General features: G+C 46.4%; 14 protein-coding genes. 7 read left to right on the top strand and 7 right to left on the bottom strand.

Translation table 11 applies throughout. From position 1 onward, the window contains the following. Positions 1-82: 82 nt before the first annotated feature. Positions 83-1669, bottom strand: a complete 1587-nt coding sequence (locus ACMXI2_RS11475; RefSeq protein WP_483781725.1) for an oleate hydratase — start codon at positions 1667-1669, stop codon at positions 83-85. Between the two features lie 242 nt (positions 1670-1911). Continuing rightward, entirely contained in the window at positions 1912-2619 is a 708-nt protein-coding gene (locus ACMXI2_RS11470) for a DsbA family oxidoreductase (RefSeq protein ID WP_483781724.1), read from the bottom strand. Positions 2620-2718: 99 nt separating this feature from the next. Here ACMXI2_RS11470 and ACMXI2_RS11465 point away from each other — a divergent pair, with 99 nt between their 5' ends. Next, the gene (locus ACMXI2_RS11465; protein WP_483781723.1) at positions 2719-3111 is read left to right on the top strand and encodes a winged helix-turn-helix transcriptional regulator; all 393 of its coding nucleotides are present in this window, start codon (positions 2719-2721) and stop codon (positions 3109-3111) included. Positions 3112-3124: 13 nt separating this feature from the next. Here the strand turns inward: ACMXI2_RS11465 and ACMXI2_RS11460 are convergent, their stop codons facing one another. Next, positions 3125-4051 carry an NADP-dependent oxidoreductase gene (locus ACMXI2_RS11460; protein WP_483781722.1) on the bottom strand — a complete coding sequence of 309 codons (927 nt, stop codon included), beginning with the start codon at positions 4049-4051 and terminating at the stop codon, positions 3125-3127. Positions 4052-4147: 96 nt separating this feature from the next. Between ACMXI2_RS11460 and ACMXI2_RS11455 the strand changes: the two genes are divergently transcribed. The 4 genes from ACMXI2_RS11455 (at position 4148) to ACMXI2_RS11440 (ending at position 8524) form a co-directional block, all read left to right on the top strand. Then, complete coding sequence (locus tag ACMXI2_RS11455; RefSeq protein WP_483781721.1) at positions 4148-5479, top strand: DEAD/DEAH box helicase; 1332 nt, start codon at positions 4148-4150, stop codon at positions 5477-5479. Positions 5480-5823: 344 nt separating this feature from the next. Further along, positions 5824-6381: an RNA polymerase sigma factor gene (locus ACMXI2_RS11450; RefSeq protein ID WP_483781720.1), complete on the top strand. Its 558-nt coding sequence runs from the start codon at positions 5824-5826 to the stop codon at positions 6379-6381. Positions 6382-6447: 66 nt separating this feature from the next. After that, positions 6448-7512 (top strand): FecR family protein, encoded by a 1065-nt coding sequence (locus ACMXI2_RS11445; protein WP_483781719.1) that lies wholly within the window; start codon positions 6448-6450, stop codon positions 7510-7512. Between the two features lie 25 nt (positions 7513-7537). Beyond that, positions 7538-8524, top strand: a complete 987-nt coding sequence (locus ACMXI2_RS11440; RefSeq protein WP_483781718.1) for a helix-turn-helix transcriptional regulator — start codon at positions 7538-7540, stop codon at positions 8522-8524. A gap of 58 nt (positions 8525-8582) precedes the next feature. Here ACMXI2_RS11440 and ACMXI2_RS11435 read toward each other — a convergent pair whose 3' ends face one another. Further along, complete coding sequence (locus tag ACMXI2_RS11435) at positions 8583-9470, bottom strand: LysR substrate-binding domain-containing protein (RefSeq protein ID WP_483781717.1); 888 nt, start codon at positions 9468-9470, stop codon at positions 8583-8585. Positions 9471-9586: 116 nt separating this feature from the next. On the opposite strand from ACMXI2_RS11435, the gene ACMXI2_RS11430 reads away from it, so the two are divergent. Next, the gene (locus ACMXI2_RS11430; RefSeq protein ID WP_483781716.1) at positions 9587-10834 is read left to right on the top strand and encodes an MFS transporter; all 1248 of its coding nucleotides are present in this window, start codon (positions 9587-9589) and stop codon (positions 10832-10834) included. A gap of 47 nt (positions 10835-10881) precedes the next feature. On the opposite strand, the gene ACMXI2_RS11425 is transcribed toward ACMXI2_RS11430, so the two are convergent. Together ACMXI2_RS11425 and ACMXI2_RS11420 are read right to left on the bottom strand one after the other, a co-directional pair. Continuing rightward, a complete protein-coding gene (locus ACMXI2_RS11425) occupies positions 10882-13317 on the bottom strand; it encodes a TonB-dependent siderophore receptor (protein WP_483781715.1) in 2436 nt (811 codons plus the stop codon). Positions 13318-13408: 91 nt separating this feature from the next. Further along, positions 13409-14392 carry a glycoside hydrolase family 43 protein gene (locus tag ACMXI2_RS11420; RefSeq protein ID WP_483781714.1) on the bottom strand — a complete coding sequence of 328 codons (984 nt, stop codon included), beginning with the start codon at positions 14390-14392 and terminating at the stop codon, positions 13409-13411. Between the two features lie 113 nt (positions 14393-14505). Here ACMXI2_RS11420 and ACMXI2_RS11415 point away from each other — a divergent pair, with 113 nt between their 5' ends. Then, complete coding sequence (locus ACMXI2_RS11415; RefSeq protein ID WP_483781713.1) at positions 14506-17715, top strand: hypothetical protein; 3210 nt, start codon at positions 14506-14508, stop codon at positions 17713-17715. Here ACMXI2_RS11415 and ACMXI2_RS11410 read toward each other — a convergent pair. Next, positions 17712-19034: a cytochrome P460 family protein gene (locus tag ACMXI2_RS11410; protein ID WP_483781712.1), complete on the bottom strand. Its 1323-nt coding sequence runs from the start codon at positions 19032-19034 to the stop codon at positions 17712-17714. The genes ACMXI2_RS11415 and ACMXI2_RS11410 overlap by 4 nt on opposite strands. Positions 19035-19194: the final 160 nt, after the last annotated feature.

The raw sequence follows: 19194 nt of genomic DNA, 5'->3' as shown, positions 1-19194 counted from the left end.
ATTAAATAAACAATGCGCAGGAATTCTGTCCTGCGCATTGTTTATTTAACAACGTTGGTTATCTCCTAAAAAAGGCGGTGCTTTACTTCCTGTGTAACATTTTTAATGAATCCATCAAAATGCCCGGATCATATTGGCCTTTATAAAACGGTGACACTTTTCTGTCTGATTTCAGCAGGCCAAATACCGCGGTTTGCGCAGTGCGGACCGAATACTCAACGGTAAAAACAACGTCATCCGGAATCTCCGCATACTGGCCGATGAAGGCAAGATTTTTAGAACCCGCGGGTATAACCTTTGGGCGGTCTTTTCCCGTCCGGGGCATAAACTGGCTGGTAATGTATGGCATCATTACGGGGATGATAATGGATGTTTCGATGATATGTTGCGCCTGTTCTGTGAAATGCAAATGAGATAGTAATTCCAGTAATATTTCATCGCCACTGCACTCAGACATTTTTTTCCTGACAAAATTGCCCTGTTTGTCAGGGAAAAGGCCATAGCCCCACCAAACCCAAACATCTTTCGGCTGATCATAATAATGCGGCTGATGGTTTAATACAACTGTCAGCAGCCAATTGGAATCTTTAATTGTAACCAGTCCGCCTTTACCCGCCGGGCTTCCTGAAAAATTTTCCAACAGGTTGAAGAAGGTGGGATCCTTTGTGGTAACGGTAAATGACATCCACTTTGTTTTTTGGATATCACTACAGAACGGAGCTGTATTCCCAAATTCAGGTGTTTTGCCGGCAAGCGTTTGCCAGAGCTTCCATGATCCTCCGGTCTTTTCAGTTTGCAAAACAGGGGCTGTATGTTTATTGCCTGTACTTGAATTAGCTGTCATGCTGCCATTGGTAACAAACACCAGGTCATCTGCCAACAATTCAATCTCTCTTTCTTTATCATTTTTCCTGACGTATAATTTTTCGGCCACCTTCTCTTTATCGTCAATTCGTACGGCAATGTCCGTTATTTCAGTACCCATTTCAAACCGTACATCCCTTTCTTTTAGCCATTTTACTATCGGCCTCACCATTGCGTCAAACTGGTTAAATTGTGTGCGGTAAATCCCGGCCATCGTATCAATGGTGCTGAATAAATGCGTAAAGCGTAAGCAATAACGCTTAAATTCGATAGCGCTGTGCCAGGGCTCAAAGGCAAAAGTGGTACACCAGATGAACCAGAAATTGCTTTCAAAAAAATGGGGTTGGAAAACATCTTCAATTGTTTTTTTCTCAAGCAATTCTTCAGGGGTAACACAAAGCTTTACCAGGTCAATTCTATCTCTTTCGTGAAACCCCAGGTTCGCCACATCAACAATTTCTCCGCCTGCTACCAGGCGGGCTTTATCATTCCAGAAAAATTCCTGGTGAAATTCCATTAATTCATCTTTTGCTGATTTTTCAGGATTACTTATTGATGGAATAAACGAAAGAAGGTCATAAGTACAATTAAATTTTTCCTCGAACATCCTGCCGCCACGCATACTGTAACCATCTGTTGGGTTACCGCCCGCATCAAGGCTTCCTCCATATTTTTCATCCTGCTCAAATATAGTAATGTTTTTCCCCTCCAGTCCGCCTTCCTTTATCAGGTAACAGGCGGCAGATAAGGAAGCAATACCGCTTCCTACCAAATAAGCTTTAGTTGCTGAGTTACTTTTGTTCATGTGTAGAATTGATATGATTAAAAATTATTTGAAAACGGGTTCCAGTGCATGCAGGCCAACATGCTTATAATCTCCTGTGAATGAAAATGACTACGGCTATTTAAAACAGTCATTAACAATCAATGAAGTCAAAAAGTTGTGTGTTTACTGATTTTAATAAGCCCTCTTCCGGCTATACCCATAAAAAAAATTGGCTGGCCAACATTCCTGCTGACCAGCCAATTATCTTATAAAAAATCAAACTATTGACAATCTCCGTCTGGTGTACAAACTTGTCCGGATAAGGTATCCAGTGTATTTACCGGTTGTGTGCTTTTCCATTCTGCAAAAGCCTGTTCCAGGGTTTGTGTGAATGCTTCTACCGGTTGTGCGCCGGACACGCCGTATTTGCGGTCCAGTACAAAAAACGGTACTCCCCTGATTCCCAGTTGCTGTGCTTCGTTCACATCTTTATTCACTGCTGCTGCCATTTCTGACGTTTCCAGTACGGCTTCCACGGAGGCTTTATCCAGTCCGATTTCCACGCCAAGTTCCAGCAGGGTGTTGTGATTGCTCACATCCTTACCTTCGGTAAAATAGGCATAAAACAGGCGTTCTTCCGCAGCGTCGCCGAGGCCCTGTTGTTTGGCCAGCTGAATGAGGCGGTGGGCATCAAAAGAGTTGGCGATAACGGCTTTGTCGAAGTTATAGGTAAGACCGGCTTCGCGGGCAGTTCCTGCCAGCTGTTCGTGTACGGTTAACGCCCATTCGCGCGACTGCCCTTTCATTTCTGCTACATAGTCATATACATCCTTGCCAGGCTGGGATTTGAGGGAAGGGTTCAGCTGAAAGCTTTTCCATTCCACGGTAATATCATCTTTCCCTGGAAATTTCTCCAGCGCTGCTTCAAATCTCCGTTTGCCGATATAGCAAAACGGGCACATGATATCTGACCATATTTCTACTTTCATCATTTTTAATTTAGGTTCTATCAACAAAGTTAATATATTTGCTATCAAAAAGTAAGCAGTTTCCCAAAGGTAAGTGCTTTACAAAAGGTAACCAACTGTATGCAGATGAAAACAGAAGAACTCACAATTGATTGCGGCAGGCCAGAAACAGAAAACAGCTCTCATACTGATTGCCATAAAGTAATTATGCCGGTAAGGGATGCGCTGGATGTGATCAGCGGGAAATGGAAACTGCCCATTATTATAGCTGTTTCCCGGGGACATAAACGTTTCCGTGATATAGAGCGCAGTATTCCGAAAATAACGTCGAAAGTACTTTCCAAAGAGCTGAAAGACCTGGAAACGCATAAGCTGGTGAAGCGAACCGTGTATGATACCCAGCCGGTATCTGTAGAATATACCTTAACGCCTTATGCAGCTACGCTGGACAGTGTGATCATCGCCCTTCAGAAATGGGGCATCCAGCACCGGAAAAAAATACTCGGCAAATAACGGCATCAGCCGTTTATCCTTCAGATATCTTCAATACTGTTTTTCCTCTTCCGCTGCCGCCGTTTTTGCTGTATTCCTGTGCCGCAGCAGCTTCCGACAGGGAATGAAATACTTTGCGGACGTAGGGTTGGATCAATCCTTTATCCAGCAGCTTATGCACTTCCTTCATGGATGCCAGTGTTTTGGTACCGCCCCATAACGCGCGCACGCCGGCTGCAGCCACCTTTTCAGCGTCAGGCATTTGCACAATACACAACAGTAATCCCTCTGGTTTGAGTACGGCGAGTGATCTTTCCGTGACATCTCCCCCAACCGTATCAAATACAATATCCACCGGCACCACCTGGGTTTCAAAAGGGGCGGCATTATAATCAATCACTTCACTGGCTCCGAGCGAGGTAACGAAGCCGAGATTTTCCTCACTGGCCGTTGCTATCACATAAGCGCCGGCATTAAACGCCAGTTGTACCGCAAAATGCCCTACTCCTCCTGCTCCAGCATGTATGAGGATGCGTTGCCCTTTTACGAGGCCGGCTATATCAAACAGGGCTCCCCAGGCCGTTCTGGCCCCCGCCATAGTAGCTGCTTCCTCAAAAGATACGCCGGGCGGTTTGCGGAACAGCAACTCGGCCGTTGAAATAGCGTAGGCGGCATAAGAGCCATCTACCGGGCCATATACTTCGTCGCCTGGTTTCATACCAAATACGCCTTCCCCTACGGCGGTAACAATACCGGAAGCTTCCACACCCGGTATATAAGGCAAAGGATGTTTCATAAAACCCTCTCTTATTTTCCAGTCGATGGGATTTACGCCGGTGGCCACTACTTTGATCAATACCTGGTCTTTTGCCGGCGCCGGAACGGGCACTTCCTGCAATTGCAATTGCTCAGGGCCTCCATATGCGTGTACACAAACAGCCGGTATGTGGAGGTTTTTCATAGCTTTTTTTATGCTAATGTATTGAAATAAGAATTACAAAGGACAAATCCATAATTGGTAATTCTTTACCTTTGCCGTTCATATTATAGTAGTATCATGACTTTTGGTGATTTAAACCTGAACACCCCATTATTAAACGCGATAGACGAATTAGGCTATAAAAGACCTACCACCATACAACAGCGCGCCTTTTCCGTTATCATGTCCGGACAGGATGTGTGCGGAATTGCGCAAACAGGTACCGGTAAAACCTTCGCTTACCTGTTGCCCACATTACGGCAGTTTAAATTTTCGAAAGAGAAATATCCCACTGTACTGATCATTGTACCTACCAGGGAGCTGGTAGTACAGGTGGTGGAAGCCGTTAAAAAGCTCACTACCTACATGAATGTATCGGTACTGGGCATTTATGGCGGCGTGAATATGAATCCCCAGATGGAAGCCGTGCAGGACAAACTGGATATCCTGGTGGCCACCCCGGGACGCCTGTACGACGTTATCCTCAGCGGAGCTTTGAAAGTGAAGCTGGTAAAACGTTTGATCATTGATGAGGTAGATGAAATGCTGAACCTCGGTTTCCGGACGCAGTTAAGAAATATCATGGACCTGCTGCCCCAGAAGCGGCAGAACCTGATGTTTTCCGCTACCATTACGGAAGACGTGGAGAAAATGATTGAAACGCATTTTAATAACCCGGTAAGAATAGAAGCCGCACCTACCGGTACCCCACTGGAAAATATCGACCAGATCGTGTACCGGGTTCCTAACTTTTATACGAAGGTGAACCTGCTGGAAATGTTGATCACAGACGATAAGAGCATGACCAAAACCCTCATTTTCGCCGCCACCAAACAACTGGCGGATGATCTGCATGAGCAGCTGGAGAAGGAATTCCCCGGCCAGGTAGGTATCATTCACTCCAACAAGGAACAGAATCATCGTTTTAATACTGTCCGCAAATTTCAGCAGAACGAATACCGTTTCCTGATTGCCACAGATATCATTGCCCGCGGACTTGATATTGCCGAAGTTACCCATGTGATCAACTTTGATACGCCGGAAGTACCGGAAAACTATATTCACCGAATAGGCAGAACCGGCAGGGCAGATAAAAAAGGAATTTCGATCCTGTTTACCAAAGACGCGGAAACAGAAGACCTCGCACGGATTGAAAGCCTGATGAACTATGCCATTCCGGTACAGCCATTACCTGAAGACCTGGTGATTTCTGATGTATTAACGGAAGATGAAAAACCGAAAATACACATGCGGAATACGTTGGTAAAAGCGCCCAAGCGGGAAGATGTAGGCCCGGCCTTTCACCAGAAGCTGGCCAAAAATATGAAGCCCAACAAAAAGGTGACCCATAAAGAAAAGATGATGCTGAAATACGGCAAACCCAAGAAAAGGGGCGCCAAAAAGAAATAGTAATACCGGGTTATTTTGTACAAACTGCGCAAAATAACCCGGGTTTTCCCTCCACCACCTCCGTGTTTCCAAACACCTGAGACAGCTTTCAGGAATTATGGAATAACAATTCATTAACAAACTTTGCTTCTTATTAAAAATCCGGCGATCCCCCCTGATCGAATATATTCTATAGTGTGCATGTTATTGTATTAAAATCAGTTGTCTTACGGGTAGTTTTTCCTCATTGCTTAAAATAGCCATGCTGTTTTCTGCCTGTCTGACGTATTATCCTAACCGCGTATCAGTAACCATTTGACAACAGCAGCCGGCACCGGGCCTGCGATTATCAACTAAATCCCAGCATGAGTGCATCTATCAACGATATAGAATTGCTTGCACAACTGAAATCGGGCAGTGTTTCCGCTTTCCGGTATTTCTATGAGAGCTACCGTCAATGGCTGTACGTGACTGCATATACCATACTAAAAAACGAAACAGAGGCCCAGGAGCTTGTCCAGGATTTTTTTGTCGATTTCTGGCAAAAGGATCTGAGTGCGCGGATTGACCTGAGTACCACCAGTTCTCTCAAAAATTTTCTCTTTGTCAGCGTCCGTAACCGCTGTTTAAATAAAATTGCCAAAGATGCCACGCGGAACAAAAGGTTAAAGGATATCATGCTGGCTGAAACCTACACCATGCCTCAAAGCAGGTTAGAAAATAACGAGCTGAAAGAGCAGCTGGAAACCGCCATCAGTCAGCTTCCGGAACGCCAGTCGGTGGCATTCCGGCTGGCTTACCAGGAACACAAAACGCGAAAAGAAATAGCAGCCTTCATGGACACCACGGAAGAAACTGTAAAAAAACAGGTAGCCAACGCGCTGAAAACTTTAAGGGCATCCTTAAAAAAAATCCTTTTTTAATACCCCGCCCGATTAAATAAACGGTTAATAGTGTACATGAACAGCGCAGAAGAAATATACAGGCTAATGACTGAAAAGCTTGCGGGAATAATTTCCGCAGCAGATGACCAATTGCTGGAAGAACTGATCGAAGAAGATGAAGTTGTAAGGGAGAAGTGGGAAAAACTTTCCATGATGCAGATCCCGTCCCCTCCTGCCCCCTGGCTGGAAGTGATTGACTTTAAGCAGAAGAGACCGCTGTACCGCATATTACTTCCCTGGGCCGCCGCAGCTGCGGTTATTGCCATTATTGCATTTTCCGCGTGGAAGTGGGACTTTTTCGCCAGCCCCAAACCAGCGCCAGTGGCTGCCATCAATAAAGATGTACTGCTGGAAATTACAGGCCAGCCCACCATTAACCTGACACAGGCAGCCGGCAGTGTAACCATTGGCGGCAAACCCATTCCCAATAAAAACAATACCCTGTATCTCAACGCATCTGACGATCTTCCACAAGGCATCCACTCATTGATAGTACCGCATGGGAAAAGCTATGAAGTAGCCCTCCCCGATGGTTCTGTCATTACGCTCAATGCAGCCACCACCATGAACTTCCCGGCTACCTTTAAAGGCGCCACCAGGGAAATCACGCTCAACGGGGAAGCTTATCTGAATATCGCCCGGCGCGCCGGTAAACCGTTCCTCGTACACCTGCCCAACAGCACCGTGGAAGTACTGGGTACCAGCTTTAATATCAACAGCTACGACAGCGGCATGGTGAAAGTATCCCTGGTAGACGGAAAGGTGCGGATGAAGGCCGGCAAAAAAACAGTCACCATGAAACCCGGACAACAGGCCATCTTCAACAAGGAAGCCGCTACCCTTGATACACAACCTTTTAATGCGACGGTGGAACTGGGCTGGCAGAAAGGACTTTACTGCTTTTCTGATACCCACCTGGATGAAATATGTAATGCCATTTTCCGGTGGTATGGCGTCCGCGCCTCACTGGATCACCCTGACCTTGCCAGCAGAACTTTCACCGGTCTGCTGGACAAAAATACACCTATGAGCTTCTTCCTCGAAGGGATAAAAGCCACCACAGGTACTGATTATTATTTTACCGCAGACAGTACACTGCATTTCAAATAATAGGCAATATCAAAGGAAAATAACAATGAGTCAACCAGAAACCAAGTACCTGCTGATCAATCCGGGGAAAAGAGTTTGCACAACTTACGAACAGGTTCCCGGCTACCTGCAGTCTCAACTGATCCCTAATGCCAAATGCTTTACCGATATTGATGAATACGGGGTGATCGTGGATCAGCAGATCCAGCTCACCGAGCTATCTGTCCATTACCACCTTGTTCATCTGAAACAGGGCGTGGAACTCACCACAGTAGCGCCAGACAAAACCTGTTTAGCAGTTGGCATTTCAGGCTTTGCTGAAAATGCAGCCGCTTTCCCCATGAAAATGAAGCTGTGTAAAAGAGAAATGAATATCCGGCGTGGCGCCACTGATACTGCTACCCTGGTTACAGAAAAGGAATTTGTGATCAACTTTCACGTAAACCTTCACCTCCCGCTTGCAAAATATTTAGTGGCTGAATTCCCCCTGTTCAAAGTGCTGAACCTGAAAGAGCCAACAGTGGACAAACAGCCCGTGAAAAAAGCGCCACCTTATCATCTTAATGAAGTCAACTACCAGATCATGCACCGGATCCGGAGCTTTAAAGCAGTAGGCGAAGCTGCGGATCTTTTCTTCCGGCGCAATGCCATCGACTTTTTCGCTACCTATCTCCGTTACCTGCAGGGGCCTCCTTCACTGATGCTGATGGAACACTACCGGGAGAAGCTGCGGGAAATAGCCAATTATATTATTCATCATCCGGCAGAAGTGACCGACAAAGAAGCGCTCTGCGACAGATTTGGCGTAGCGCCTGAATTCCTGGAAGCGCCATTTGAACAGGAATTCCTCATCACTGTGGAAGAACTGATCCTGCAGGAGAAAATGGCCTTTGTGTTTAAAATGCTCATCGAAACAAATCGTACACTCACCCATATTGCCAGCCTCACCCAATATAGCAGCTGGGAAGAACTGTCAACGGTATTTGAAAAATATTATAAATGCAGTATCGCGGAATTGCGAACCGCACAATAACCCCTTACTTGTGGCCACCCGGCGGCAGCAATGCGCTGCTGCTGAGTGCCATATAGCGCTACTTCCCTGCAGACGGCAACTCCTTCAGTAATTCTTTTATAAACAGATCTGCCGCCTTTTTGTGATAAGTTTCCTTTTGCCAGATAATGTACGCCCGGCGCTGTAACTCTTTCCCTTCAATAGGAATGGCCACCAGGTTTTTCCATCCCAGCAACGCTCTTTCATTGAGTAAGGTGGCCCAATGCCCTTTCTCTACCAACGATAAAATAGAATGCACATCGTTCATTTCAATCTTTACCGCAGGCTGAATTTTATTCTTCTGTAATATTTCGTCCAGCGAATCACGGGCGCTGAAACCACGCGAAGCAAAGATCAGGTCCATGCCATTCAAACTTTGCAGGCTAATCTTTTTTAATCCTGCCAGCTTATTCTTTTTAGACACCGCCACTACAATCCTGGAACGGAACAGCTCCCGTGTTTCCAGGTCTTTATAAAAAGCTTCCTGGTGAAAAGCCAGTACAAGGTCCAGTTCAGACGCCCGCAGCTTGTTTTCCAGCTGCTCGGTGGTGCCGTATTCCACATATATTTTGATGCCGGGATACTTCACCGGGAAAGTAGCCAGCGCCGGCAACAGGAACGAGGTAAAGGCATAGGTAACGCCTATACGTAATTCGCCGCTCAGCATATTCTGCAAATCCTGGATCGCCTGTTTGCCTTTCTCCACGTCGAGCAGAACCTGGCGGGCATGCAACAGGAAAACCCCGCCGGCTTCTGTAAGATGAACATGCTTGCCGATCCGGTCGAACAACAACATGCCGAGTTCATTTTCCAGTTGCTTGATCTGCTGCGACAACGTAGACTGGGTAATGTACAGCGCCGCTGCCGCTTCTGTAAAATGCGCCATTTCAGCAGCCTTCACGAAATACATCAGTTGACGGAGTTCCATGCTCTAATCGTTTTTATCAATGGATATCATTAAAACAATCTATTTAACAAATATACTTCTCTTACCGAAATTTGCACCAGTCAATAACGGATCAATACCCTAAATATGATTTTCAGATGGATGCTTTTCGTGCTTTAAAATCCCGGAATTTCCGGTTATTCTTCTACGGACAATCAGTTTCACTCATAGGTACCTGGATGCAAAAAACAGCCGTATGCTGGCTGGTATACCGCCTCACTAACTCCGCAGTGCTGCTGGGTGTGGTGAGCTTTGTAAGTTTAATTCCTTCCCTGCTCCTGTCGCCATACGCAGGCAGCTATATCGACCGGCATAACAGGTACCGGATCCTGATGATCACCCAGATCATTTCCATGCTGCAGGCAGGCGCGCTGGCGCTCATGATCCTGCTGCGTTACTACAATATACCAGGCATCATTTTCCTGTCGCTGATACAAGGCGTTATCAATGCTTTTGACGTTACCTGCCGCCAATCGCTGATGGTGGAAATGGTAGAAAAAAGAGAAGACCTCCCCAACGCCATTGCGCTCAATTCCACGATGGCCAACTTTGCCCGGATCGCGGGACCCGCGCTGGCAGGGATTATCCTCAGTACTTTCGGGGAAGACATCTGCTTTGTGAGCAATTTCCTGAGCTATGTGCCGGTGCTGATCTCTTTGTGGATGATGAAAATTGTGCTGCCGCCCGTTCTCCGGTCCGACCAGAGCATCTGGACCGAACTGAGGGAAGGTTTTCACTATATCGCGGGCGACAAGGACCTCTCGTCCCTCCTGCTCATGCTTTCGGCCAGCAGCCTTTTTGTGATCCCTTTTAATACCCTGATGCCGGTATTTGCCAAAGATATTTTCAATGGCGACGCCAAAACATTCAGCTGGTTTGAAAGCGCTGCCGGTCTTGGTTCTATCGCCGCGGCCATTTATATGGCGAAACTCAAGCCGGGAAAGGACCTGGTAAAGATCCTGGTTACGGCCAGCCTTATTTTTTCGCTAAGCGTATTGCTGCTGTCTCTGTCGGGCTGGTTGCCGCTGGCGCTGGTATTTATGGCGCTTTCCGGTGTAGGTATGATGGCGCAAACGGCATCTATTAACACTTACATTCAAACGCATGCCATACCCACCATGCGCGCAAGGGCAATCAGCTATTATATCATGGCTTTCCAGGGGATCATTCCTGTGGGTAGTTTACTCATCGGCCTGCTGGCACATTTTATAGGTCCGAGGTTAACGGTATTTGTAGCGGGGTTGGCGGGCGCCGTAGCTACTGTCGTCTTTGTTTATTATCGTAAAAAACTACGCGTTCAACACTACGAAATACAGGGAGATAATCGCGCCGGCGTAGCAGCATAAACGAAAAGCCTGAACTGTGATGATACACAGCCCAGGCTTCTTTTTTATTAAAACTTAAACGACAAACTTCCCGTAAAACTTCTCAGCTTCTGCGGATTCACAGTAGTATAACCGATCCAGTAATGCTTATCGGTAATGTTATCCATTTTAACCGCAACCCGGAAACGGGGCTGATCGTAGAAAATGCTGCCATTTAACACGGTGTACGACGGCAATATAAAAGTGCCCACTGTTCTGTCGTTCACTATTTTATTATCGCTGGCATAATTACCTCCAAATCCAACACCAAGACCATCAGCTACGCCGGCGGATATACGATAACTGAGCCAGAGATTAGCTACAGAAGGCGCACCGGCGGTGCCAGGACGCATTCCTTCCACATCTTTGGCGGCTGCTTCATATTTGGAATCATTATAGGCAAAACCAGCCACAATGTTAAAGCCCTGGAAAGGATTCGCAATTACTTCTGCCTCAAACCCTTTGCTCACCTGTGTTCCATCCTGTACAGAAAAATTGGGGTTCGCCAAATCCGGACGAAGCACATCTTTTACTTTGATATTATAGTAACTGAGCGTACTGTTGATACGACCATTTAACAACTGTAATTTCACACCGCCTTCCAGCTGGTTGGCCTGTTCCGGCTTAAACGCTTTACCCGCAGCACTCGTGCCCACCTGGTTGGTAAAACCGTTCTGATAGTTACCGAATATGGAGATCCGGTCCTTTAAAGGCGCATACACGATTCCCAGTTTGGGAGAGAAAGCCGTTTGGTTATAACCTCCTTCATAAATGCCTTTTACATCATTGTAGCTGCCTTTATTATCAAAATAATCTACGCGGAGGGCGGCCATGATCATCAGGTTATCGGTCAGGTTCAACATATCCGATATGTATGCGCTGTAGGTGTTGGTAAGATTCCTGATAGGAAAGGTAAATGCCAGGCCGTGATTGGCGTACAAGGTATCCATATTACGGCGGTTGAAATTGGAATACGTGGGGATATCGCCGTGAGATGGAATGGTGTCATAAGTACCACCACCGAAAAACTGGTTGGCATTATGATGGAAGTAATCCAATCCGCCTACGAAACGGTTTTTCAGGCTGCCGATCTTAAAATCTCCATTAAAGTTCTGTTGTATTTCCAGTATCCCATCTCTGCTGTTATCCGTAAACTGGTCGTTACGCGAAATATAGTTACTTCCTTTGGCGCCTGCTACCCCGGTAGCTGCAGCATCAGACAGGAGATAAAAATAGGGAGAAGAACCGTCTGAAAAACTGTTGGTAGAACTGATGTTGGTGCTCATGGTCCACTGGTCAGACAACTTGTACTTCATCTGCCCGTAAATATTGGTATTACGGGAAGTCTGATACAGGTCATTCTTAACATAGGCCCGTTTGTAATCTATTTTCAGTTTATCCGCGCGGTTGGCGCCCAGGTCTGCTATTGGTTGCATATAAGGGAAGAAAAACACACCCAGACCGGTATTCTGACCGGTGGAGTATTCCGCATCGAAGAGGAACGACAAACGGTCGTTAACCCGGTAGGATAAACTGGGGGCAAAGGAGAAGTTCTTGTTAAAGCCATAATCCTGCCAGCTGCCTTCGTAGTTGTAAGCGGTATTTATTCTCAATAATACATCCTTTTCCTTGTCCAGCGGCGTGTTTACATCAGCGCTTATACGGTTAAAGCCGTAGCTGCCTATAGCATAGGTAATGTCTCCGCCGAAATGGTCATAAGGTTTTTTAGTAACGCGGTTAATGAGGCCGCCGTAGGAAGTGAGGCTGTTACCAAACAAAGTAGCGGATGGTCCTTTGATGACTTCTACCTGTTCCAGGTTATACGCATCAATTTTAGCCGTCACATTACCTGCCAGGCCATTACGCAGTTTACTCTGGGTAATAAAGCCACGGAGGTTATAATAACCGCCACCATCGCCGCCTCTGCCGGTGGCGTCCCACATGCGGGTAAGACCGGGGGCATTTTTCAGGGCATCATCTACCGAAAAAATTACCTGTTGCTGTAAGAGATCTTTTGTGATGGTGCTGTATACCTGTGGGTTTTCCAGGTTCTTCAGCGGCATTTTTGCCACATCGTAGCTGGATGTTCTGATGAGTTTATTATGGTTACCGGTTACCACCACTTCTTTAAGGGCTTTGCTGGTAACGGCCAGCTGCAGCCTGATGTTGGTGGTTTTCCCGGCATTTACTACTACCTGTTCTTCTATCGGGGTATAGCCCATCAGGGTTACCGTGAGGTGATAACTACCCGGTTTGATACGCTTAAATACAAAAGATCCATCCGTTTCTGATATGACGGTTTCATTGATTTCCTGTAAGATGATAATTACATCGCTGGCAGGCTTACCATCTGTGGTCACCACTTTTCCCCTGATGGTACCAGCATTCTCCTCTTCTGCCCGCAGGCATACGGGTGAAATAAGGAATCCTATTAGTAAAAAAAATAAGCCGGTTTGCCTGATCATATTTTGCTTTTTTTGATGGTGCAAAATTGGAGCAGGCAAGACCGGCAAGATAATCGTATCCGGAATTTTATTTACGCGATAGGGAAATTGTTTAGTGTATCACCGCTTTGGTAACGCCTTCGCGGGTAATTTTCACTGGTTTGATATAACCGTCTTGATCAAAATACATCCGCTCGATGCAGGTTTCACGGGAGTTAGCCGCTTTTTCTGTTAACGGCCGGCGGTGGTAAACAATATACCAGCGGTTTTCGGCTGGAATGCCGATGACGGAGTGATGACCGGCGCCGGTGGCAATGGTGGCATCCTGTTCCAGGATTTTCCCGATCCTTTTGAACGGACCCATCGGCGAATCAGCAATGGCATAAGCCACGCTGTAGTCGGGGCCTGTCCAGCCGCCTTCAGACCACATAAAGTAATACTTACCATCTTTTTTGAACATAGTAGGCCCTTCCACATATTTTTCGGGAGTGATTTCTTTAAAGGTAGTGCCGTCTGCAAAGGGAATGAAGCCGGTTAAATCGGGCTTCAGCTGTGCAATATTGCAATGTCCCCATCCGCCGTAGATCAGGTAGTACTTACCATCGCTGTCGTGGAATACATACTGATCAATAGGTTGCGCCTTATTGATGATCTTATCCACCAGCGGTTTGCCGAGATAGTCTTTAAACGGACCGGCAGGATTGTCGGCCATCGCTACACCAATGCCGCCTGTTTCCTCATTGCTTTGTATATCGTTGGCGCCAAAGAACAGGTAATACTTTTGCGCTATTTCTATAATCGACGGCGCCCATACGGCGCGTTTGGCCCATTTTATGGAAGCGGTGTCCAGGATGCGCGGATGCTTTGTCCAGGTAACCAGGTCGGGCGATGAGAAAGCGTCGAAGAACACCTGCTTTTCGTAAGCAGCAGAATAAGTAGGATAAATCCAGTATTCTTTACCAAATACCACTCCCTCCGGATCGGCGTACCAGCCCGGGAATACGGGGTTTCCGGATAACTTGTCCAGCTTTTTCTGCTGGGCCATTGTAACGTGCGTACTTCCTGCGAGCAACAACAAGGCTATCAATCTTTTCATGTAACCAGATTTTTATGAATCGTTAAAAATAATAAAAATCGTTTGCCGTTCTTAAGAGATAACAAATTTCTGCTATATTTTTTCATAATTTTATCGTTCAGAAAGGCATTTACATGAAGCGGGGAAAAAAAATAATCAGGCTGTTCCTGGTCATCACGGGTATTTTTTTGTTGGTGATGACAATAGCGGGTGGTATCTTATACAGCCAACAGGAACGGCTCACGCAGATGGCGGTGAAGGAATTGAATAAGCAGTTTGCGGGAGAGCTGGTCATCACAAAAAGTAGTATTTCCCCATTCAGCAACTTCCCATATATTTCTATTGCCCTGCACGACGTTCGTTTTTTTGCAGATAAAAAGATGCAGGGGGCACCACTGTACCAGGTAGAACGCCTGTACGTGGGCTTCAGCTTACCGGATATTCTCCGGCAACATTATAATGCCCGCATTATTGTGCTGGCCAACGGCCGGGTGCATGTGGCCCGTTATGCCAACGGCGACGTGGATCTGATCAAAGCCCACGAATTTAAAAACAGCAGCCCCGCTACACCGGCCGATTCCAGTGAGGACCTCAGCCTGGATCTCAAAAAAATAATCCTGAAAAATATTGATGTCAGCTACCTCGACGGAGCGTCCGGCCTGAAAGTGAATACCCATATAGATAAGATAAAAACAGCTTTCTCTATGGATTCCGCCCGCATTGCCATCGATATGGACAGTAGGCTGGAAATAGATATTACCGGAAAATCAGATACCACCCTCTTCCGGCACAAACAACTGAACTTTAAACTGGCAGCCGTTTACGACAAACAAAAAAAACAACTGACCTTACCTCCCGGTACAATCCGGCTGGAACAGGCCTCGCTGCAACTGCAGGGAGTAGTGAGCGAACATTATGCAGACCTGAAGGTAAAAGGCGACAAGCCGGATCTGAACCTCCTGCTGGCAATGGTGCCCGCAGATGTAGCCGCAATGCTGGAAAAATACCGCCACGATGGCCGCGTATTTTTCGATGGCATCATCAAAGGAGCTATGGGAAAAGGCATCATGCCTTTAATGGAGTTTAATTTCGGTTGTGAAAATGTATGGTTTCAGAATAAGAAAATTGACCGGAAAGTAGACCAGCTGGGCTTCAAAGGATTCTATACCAACGGCGCCGCACATAACCTGCAAACATCCGAACTGCATATCCTGAACTTCAACGCCAAACCGGGAAGCGGCGTATTCAAAGGTAACTTCGTGATGAAAAACTTCACCGACCCACAGATCCTGATGCAGCTATATTCTGAACTGAACCTTCGCTTTGTAGGCGAATTCCTCGGCATTAAAGACCTGGAACAAATCAGCGGTGAAATCAAGCTGAACATGAACTTCCGGGAAATAGTGGATATGCGGATACCGGAGGAAAGTTTGGCTAAACTGAAAGACGGTGTGCAAAGTGAGCTGACCGTTAAAAACCTCGAATTCCGCATCCCCGGTTATCACCTGCCGGTGCGCAATATGAATGTGCATGCGCAAATTCAGCAGGGACGGCTACAGCTGGATTCCATTGCTTTTCGTATAGGCAGCTCCGATATACTGGCACAGGGAGCTATCAGTGATATACCCGCGCTGTTTCACCAGCAGGATAAGCCGGTGGCAGTAAACTTCAGCGCTTCCAGCAAGCGTTTACAGCTGGGAGAATTATATAAATTTGATTCCACTCACCCCATCTTATCTAAAGAAGTAATCACCGGGTTTAACATTGGCCTCGCATTTGAAACATCCGTAAAAGAATTACTACACCCCAATCCTTTGCCCAAAGGAACTTTCAAAGTAGAGAAGCTGTATGCAAAATTCCAGCAGTATCCGCACGCCCTGCATGATTTTAACGCGGCGGTGATGATCAACGACACCAGTTTACGGGTAACTAATTTTAGTGGAAACATCGACAGCACCAGCTTTGCTTTCAAAGGAAGGTTAAATAACTATCTCATCTGGTTTGATAAAATTAAAAAAGGAAACACCGAAGTGGCGTTCGACTTTAAGTCGGACCGCCTTGCAGTGAATGACCTCATCAGTGAACGCGGCCATAAATTTATTCCGCAGGGCTATTGGTATGAAGAAGCCAACAATGTATGGCTGCGGAGTAAAATGAGTATAAAATATGATACTGTTTTTAAAAAGATAGATGCCCGCATCGCTAATATTTCCGGTACACTGAAACAACATCCTATTAAAGTGGAAAATGTAACCGGCCGTATACGTTATGGTCATAACCGCTTTATTGTGGTGGATACCCTTACCGGTAAAGTAGGCCGTACCGATTTTAACCTGAACATGCGTTATGCTACCGGTAAAAGTAAACGCCAGTTGAAACGCAGCAATTACTTCCGGTTCAAATCTGATATGCTCGACATTGATGAGCTGATGAACTATGATTTCAGCGAACACCCTGTAGCCACATCGGCGCCGGCACGACGTACTACGGTAAAAGAAAATGATTCACTCCATGCCACCGGCTTCAACGTATTTAATATTCCTTTTTCAGCATTTGAAACACAGGTGGATGTAAAAAAGATCAAATACAAAAAGCTGTGGCTGAAAAATGTGCTTGCCAATATTCACATGCGGGAAGACCAGAAAATAAAGGTAGATACCATTGCCATGAATATTGCAGGCGGACATATTGCCATGCGTGGCATGTTCAATGCAGCTGATCCAAAGAAGTTGTATTTCCGGAGCGGAATCTATCTCAAAAATGTAGATATCTCCAAAATGCTCATCAAGTTTGATAACTTCGGGCAGGACTTTGTGCTCAACAACAACCTGAAAGGCATACTGAGCGGGAATATCAAGAGTTATGTACGCATGCATCCCGATCTTACGCCGGTGCTGAGCGAAACAGAATCGCAGATGGATATTGAAATTACCAATGGTACCTTGCTGGACTTTGGTCCTATGCAGGCAATGGCGGGTTATTTCAAAGATAAAAACCTCCGCATGGTACGCTTTGATACGCTGCGTAATAAGCTATCCCTGAAAAACGGTACGTTGGTAATCCCGAATATGAACATCAATTCTTCGCTCGGATATATCGAAGTATCGGGCAATCAATCGCTGGACATGAGCATGAACTATTACCTCCGTATCCCCATGAAAATGGTGACCCAGGTAGGTTTCCAGGCTCTTTTTGGCCGGAAGCAGGAGGAAGTGAATGTAGACCAGGTAGATGAAATTGAGTATAGGGATAAAGATAAAAAAGTGCGTTTTATGAACATCAATATTTCCGGCACCCCTGACAAATACAAGATCGCCCTTAAAAAAGCAAAGAAAACTTCCTAAGGCATTACAGACGCCCGTTGACGGATAATATAGGCGATCCTGCTTTTTATTTCTTCTTCACTGGTTTTATCAGCGATCAGGTTTTTGCCGTTATATTTTTTATATAACGGGGAGATATTACCCGGCTGGAACCGGACCTGTTCTACGGAAGCTACGATACCCGGAATAACGGCGCCGAACCAATGATCGTCTGGTTGCTGTTTCCAGGTAACCAGTGTAAGCAGGGCGTCTGCGGGATAAGTAGCAGCCCCTATCCTGGCACTGGCTACTGCGCGCTCATTGCCATACAGCGTACTCATTGTCTGATCTTTTTGAATACCGCTGGTGATCACCTTCCATTCATTCCTTTTTATTCCAAGTGTATCAGGCAGGGATGCAGCCGTGTGCTGTGTAGGTGTGGTGAACACAAAATCGTTGTCACGCATGGGTTGATGACAGTTAACACATTCCATTGTGAACATAGCATTTTTACCATACGGTTTTAGATCCGTTCCTTTCCAGCGCGCCCATCCCCAGCCTTTGGTAGAAGCGTATTTATGGCTGTCTTTGATCATAAACTCTACCTGTTTAAACTCCCCGGGAGTAACGTTCCCGGCGGCATCAGTAAGTTCATCCCAGGCTATTTTTGCGAAAACAGTGCCATCGGGCCAGGGATTGGTCTGGTGTTCCCGGATGGCTTTCACAGCGATGTCATTCCCGGTGATCACCCGCATGGTGCCATTGTCCAGTCGTTGCGTACTGCTGATGGCCTCCCAGTTCTTATACTCCGGCATATAGGCGATACCGTTAGGCACGGGCAATACCTTTGCAATGGGGCTATCGGGCTGCCAGGCAGCGTATTGACGGTTAGCGGCGGCTATTTTATTACTATCGGGTTTGAGCGGGGTTATTTGTGTGGCGAGGTAATTTTTCAGGATACTGATTTCATCGTTGGTAAGGCGTGCCGCGGGATGGAACGCGGTGTACTGCGACAGTGGCATTACGTTAAACTGCATCTGGTTGAGGGATTCAAACAGTTTGCCTTTTTGCTGGTCTTTCGGTATACTATCCCAGTTGGAGAAGTTAAGCACCTTCCGGCCTTCCGTAATATGACCGGCCACCAGCCAGATAGCGGGTGAAATCTGGTCGAACCAGGCCAGGCGCGTTTCATTTGAGTGGCAGTCGTAGCAGGCTTTCCTCAACACAGCACTCACTTCAGGCGGAACGTCCGGCTCTCCCGTTACTGGTGGATGGGTGATGCGCGGCCTGATAAACTGTAAGGCGATAAAGCAGCCCGTGAAGATCAGCAGCACTACTTTCCATTTCTTATACCGTTTCATAGTGTTGTTATTTATATTTGTGGCAAAGTAAACGACGTGGTCACCGTAAGCAAATACTTTTAGGTGAATCAGGCAAATGAGGGTGTGAATCAGTCTTATTTAACAATGAACCGGGCAGATAGTTGTCGCTACCTGGCGAAACCTGTTCATATCCGGACAC

It is taken from the genome of Chitinophaga sp. G7 BAM 1005 (genome assembly GCF_057126945.1).
Note: the sequence above shows the minus strand (reverse complement) of the source record. Positions and strands in the feature narration are given on the sequence as shown.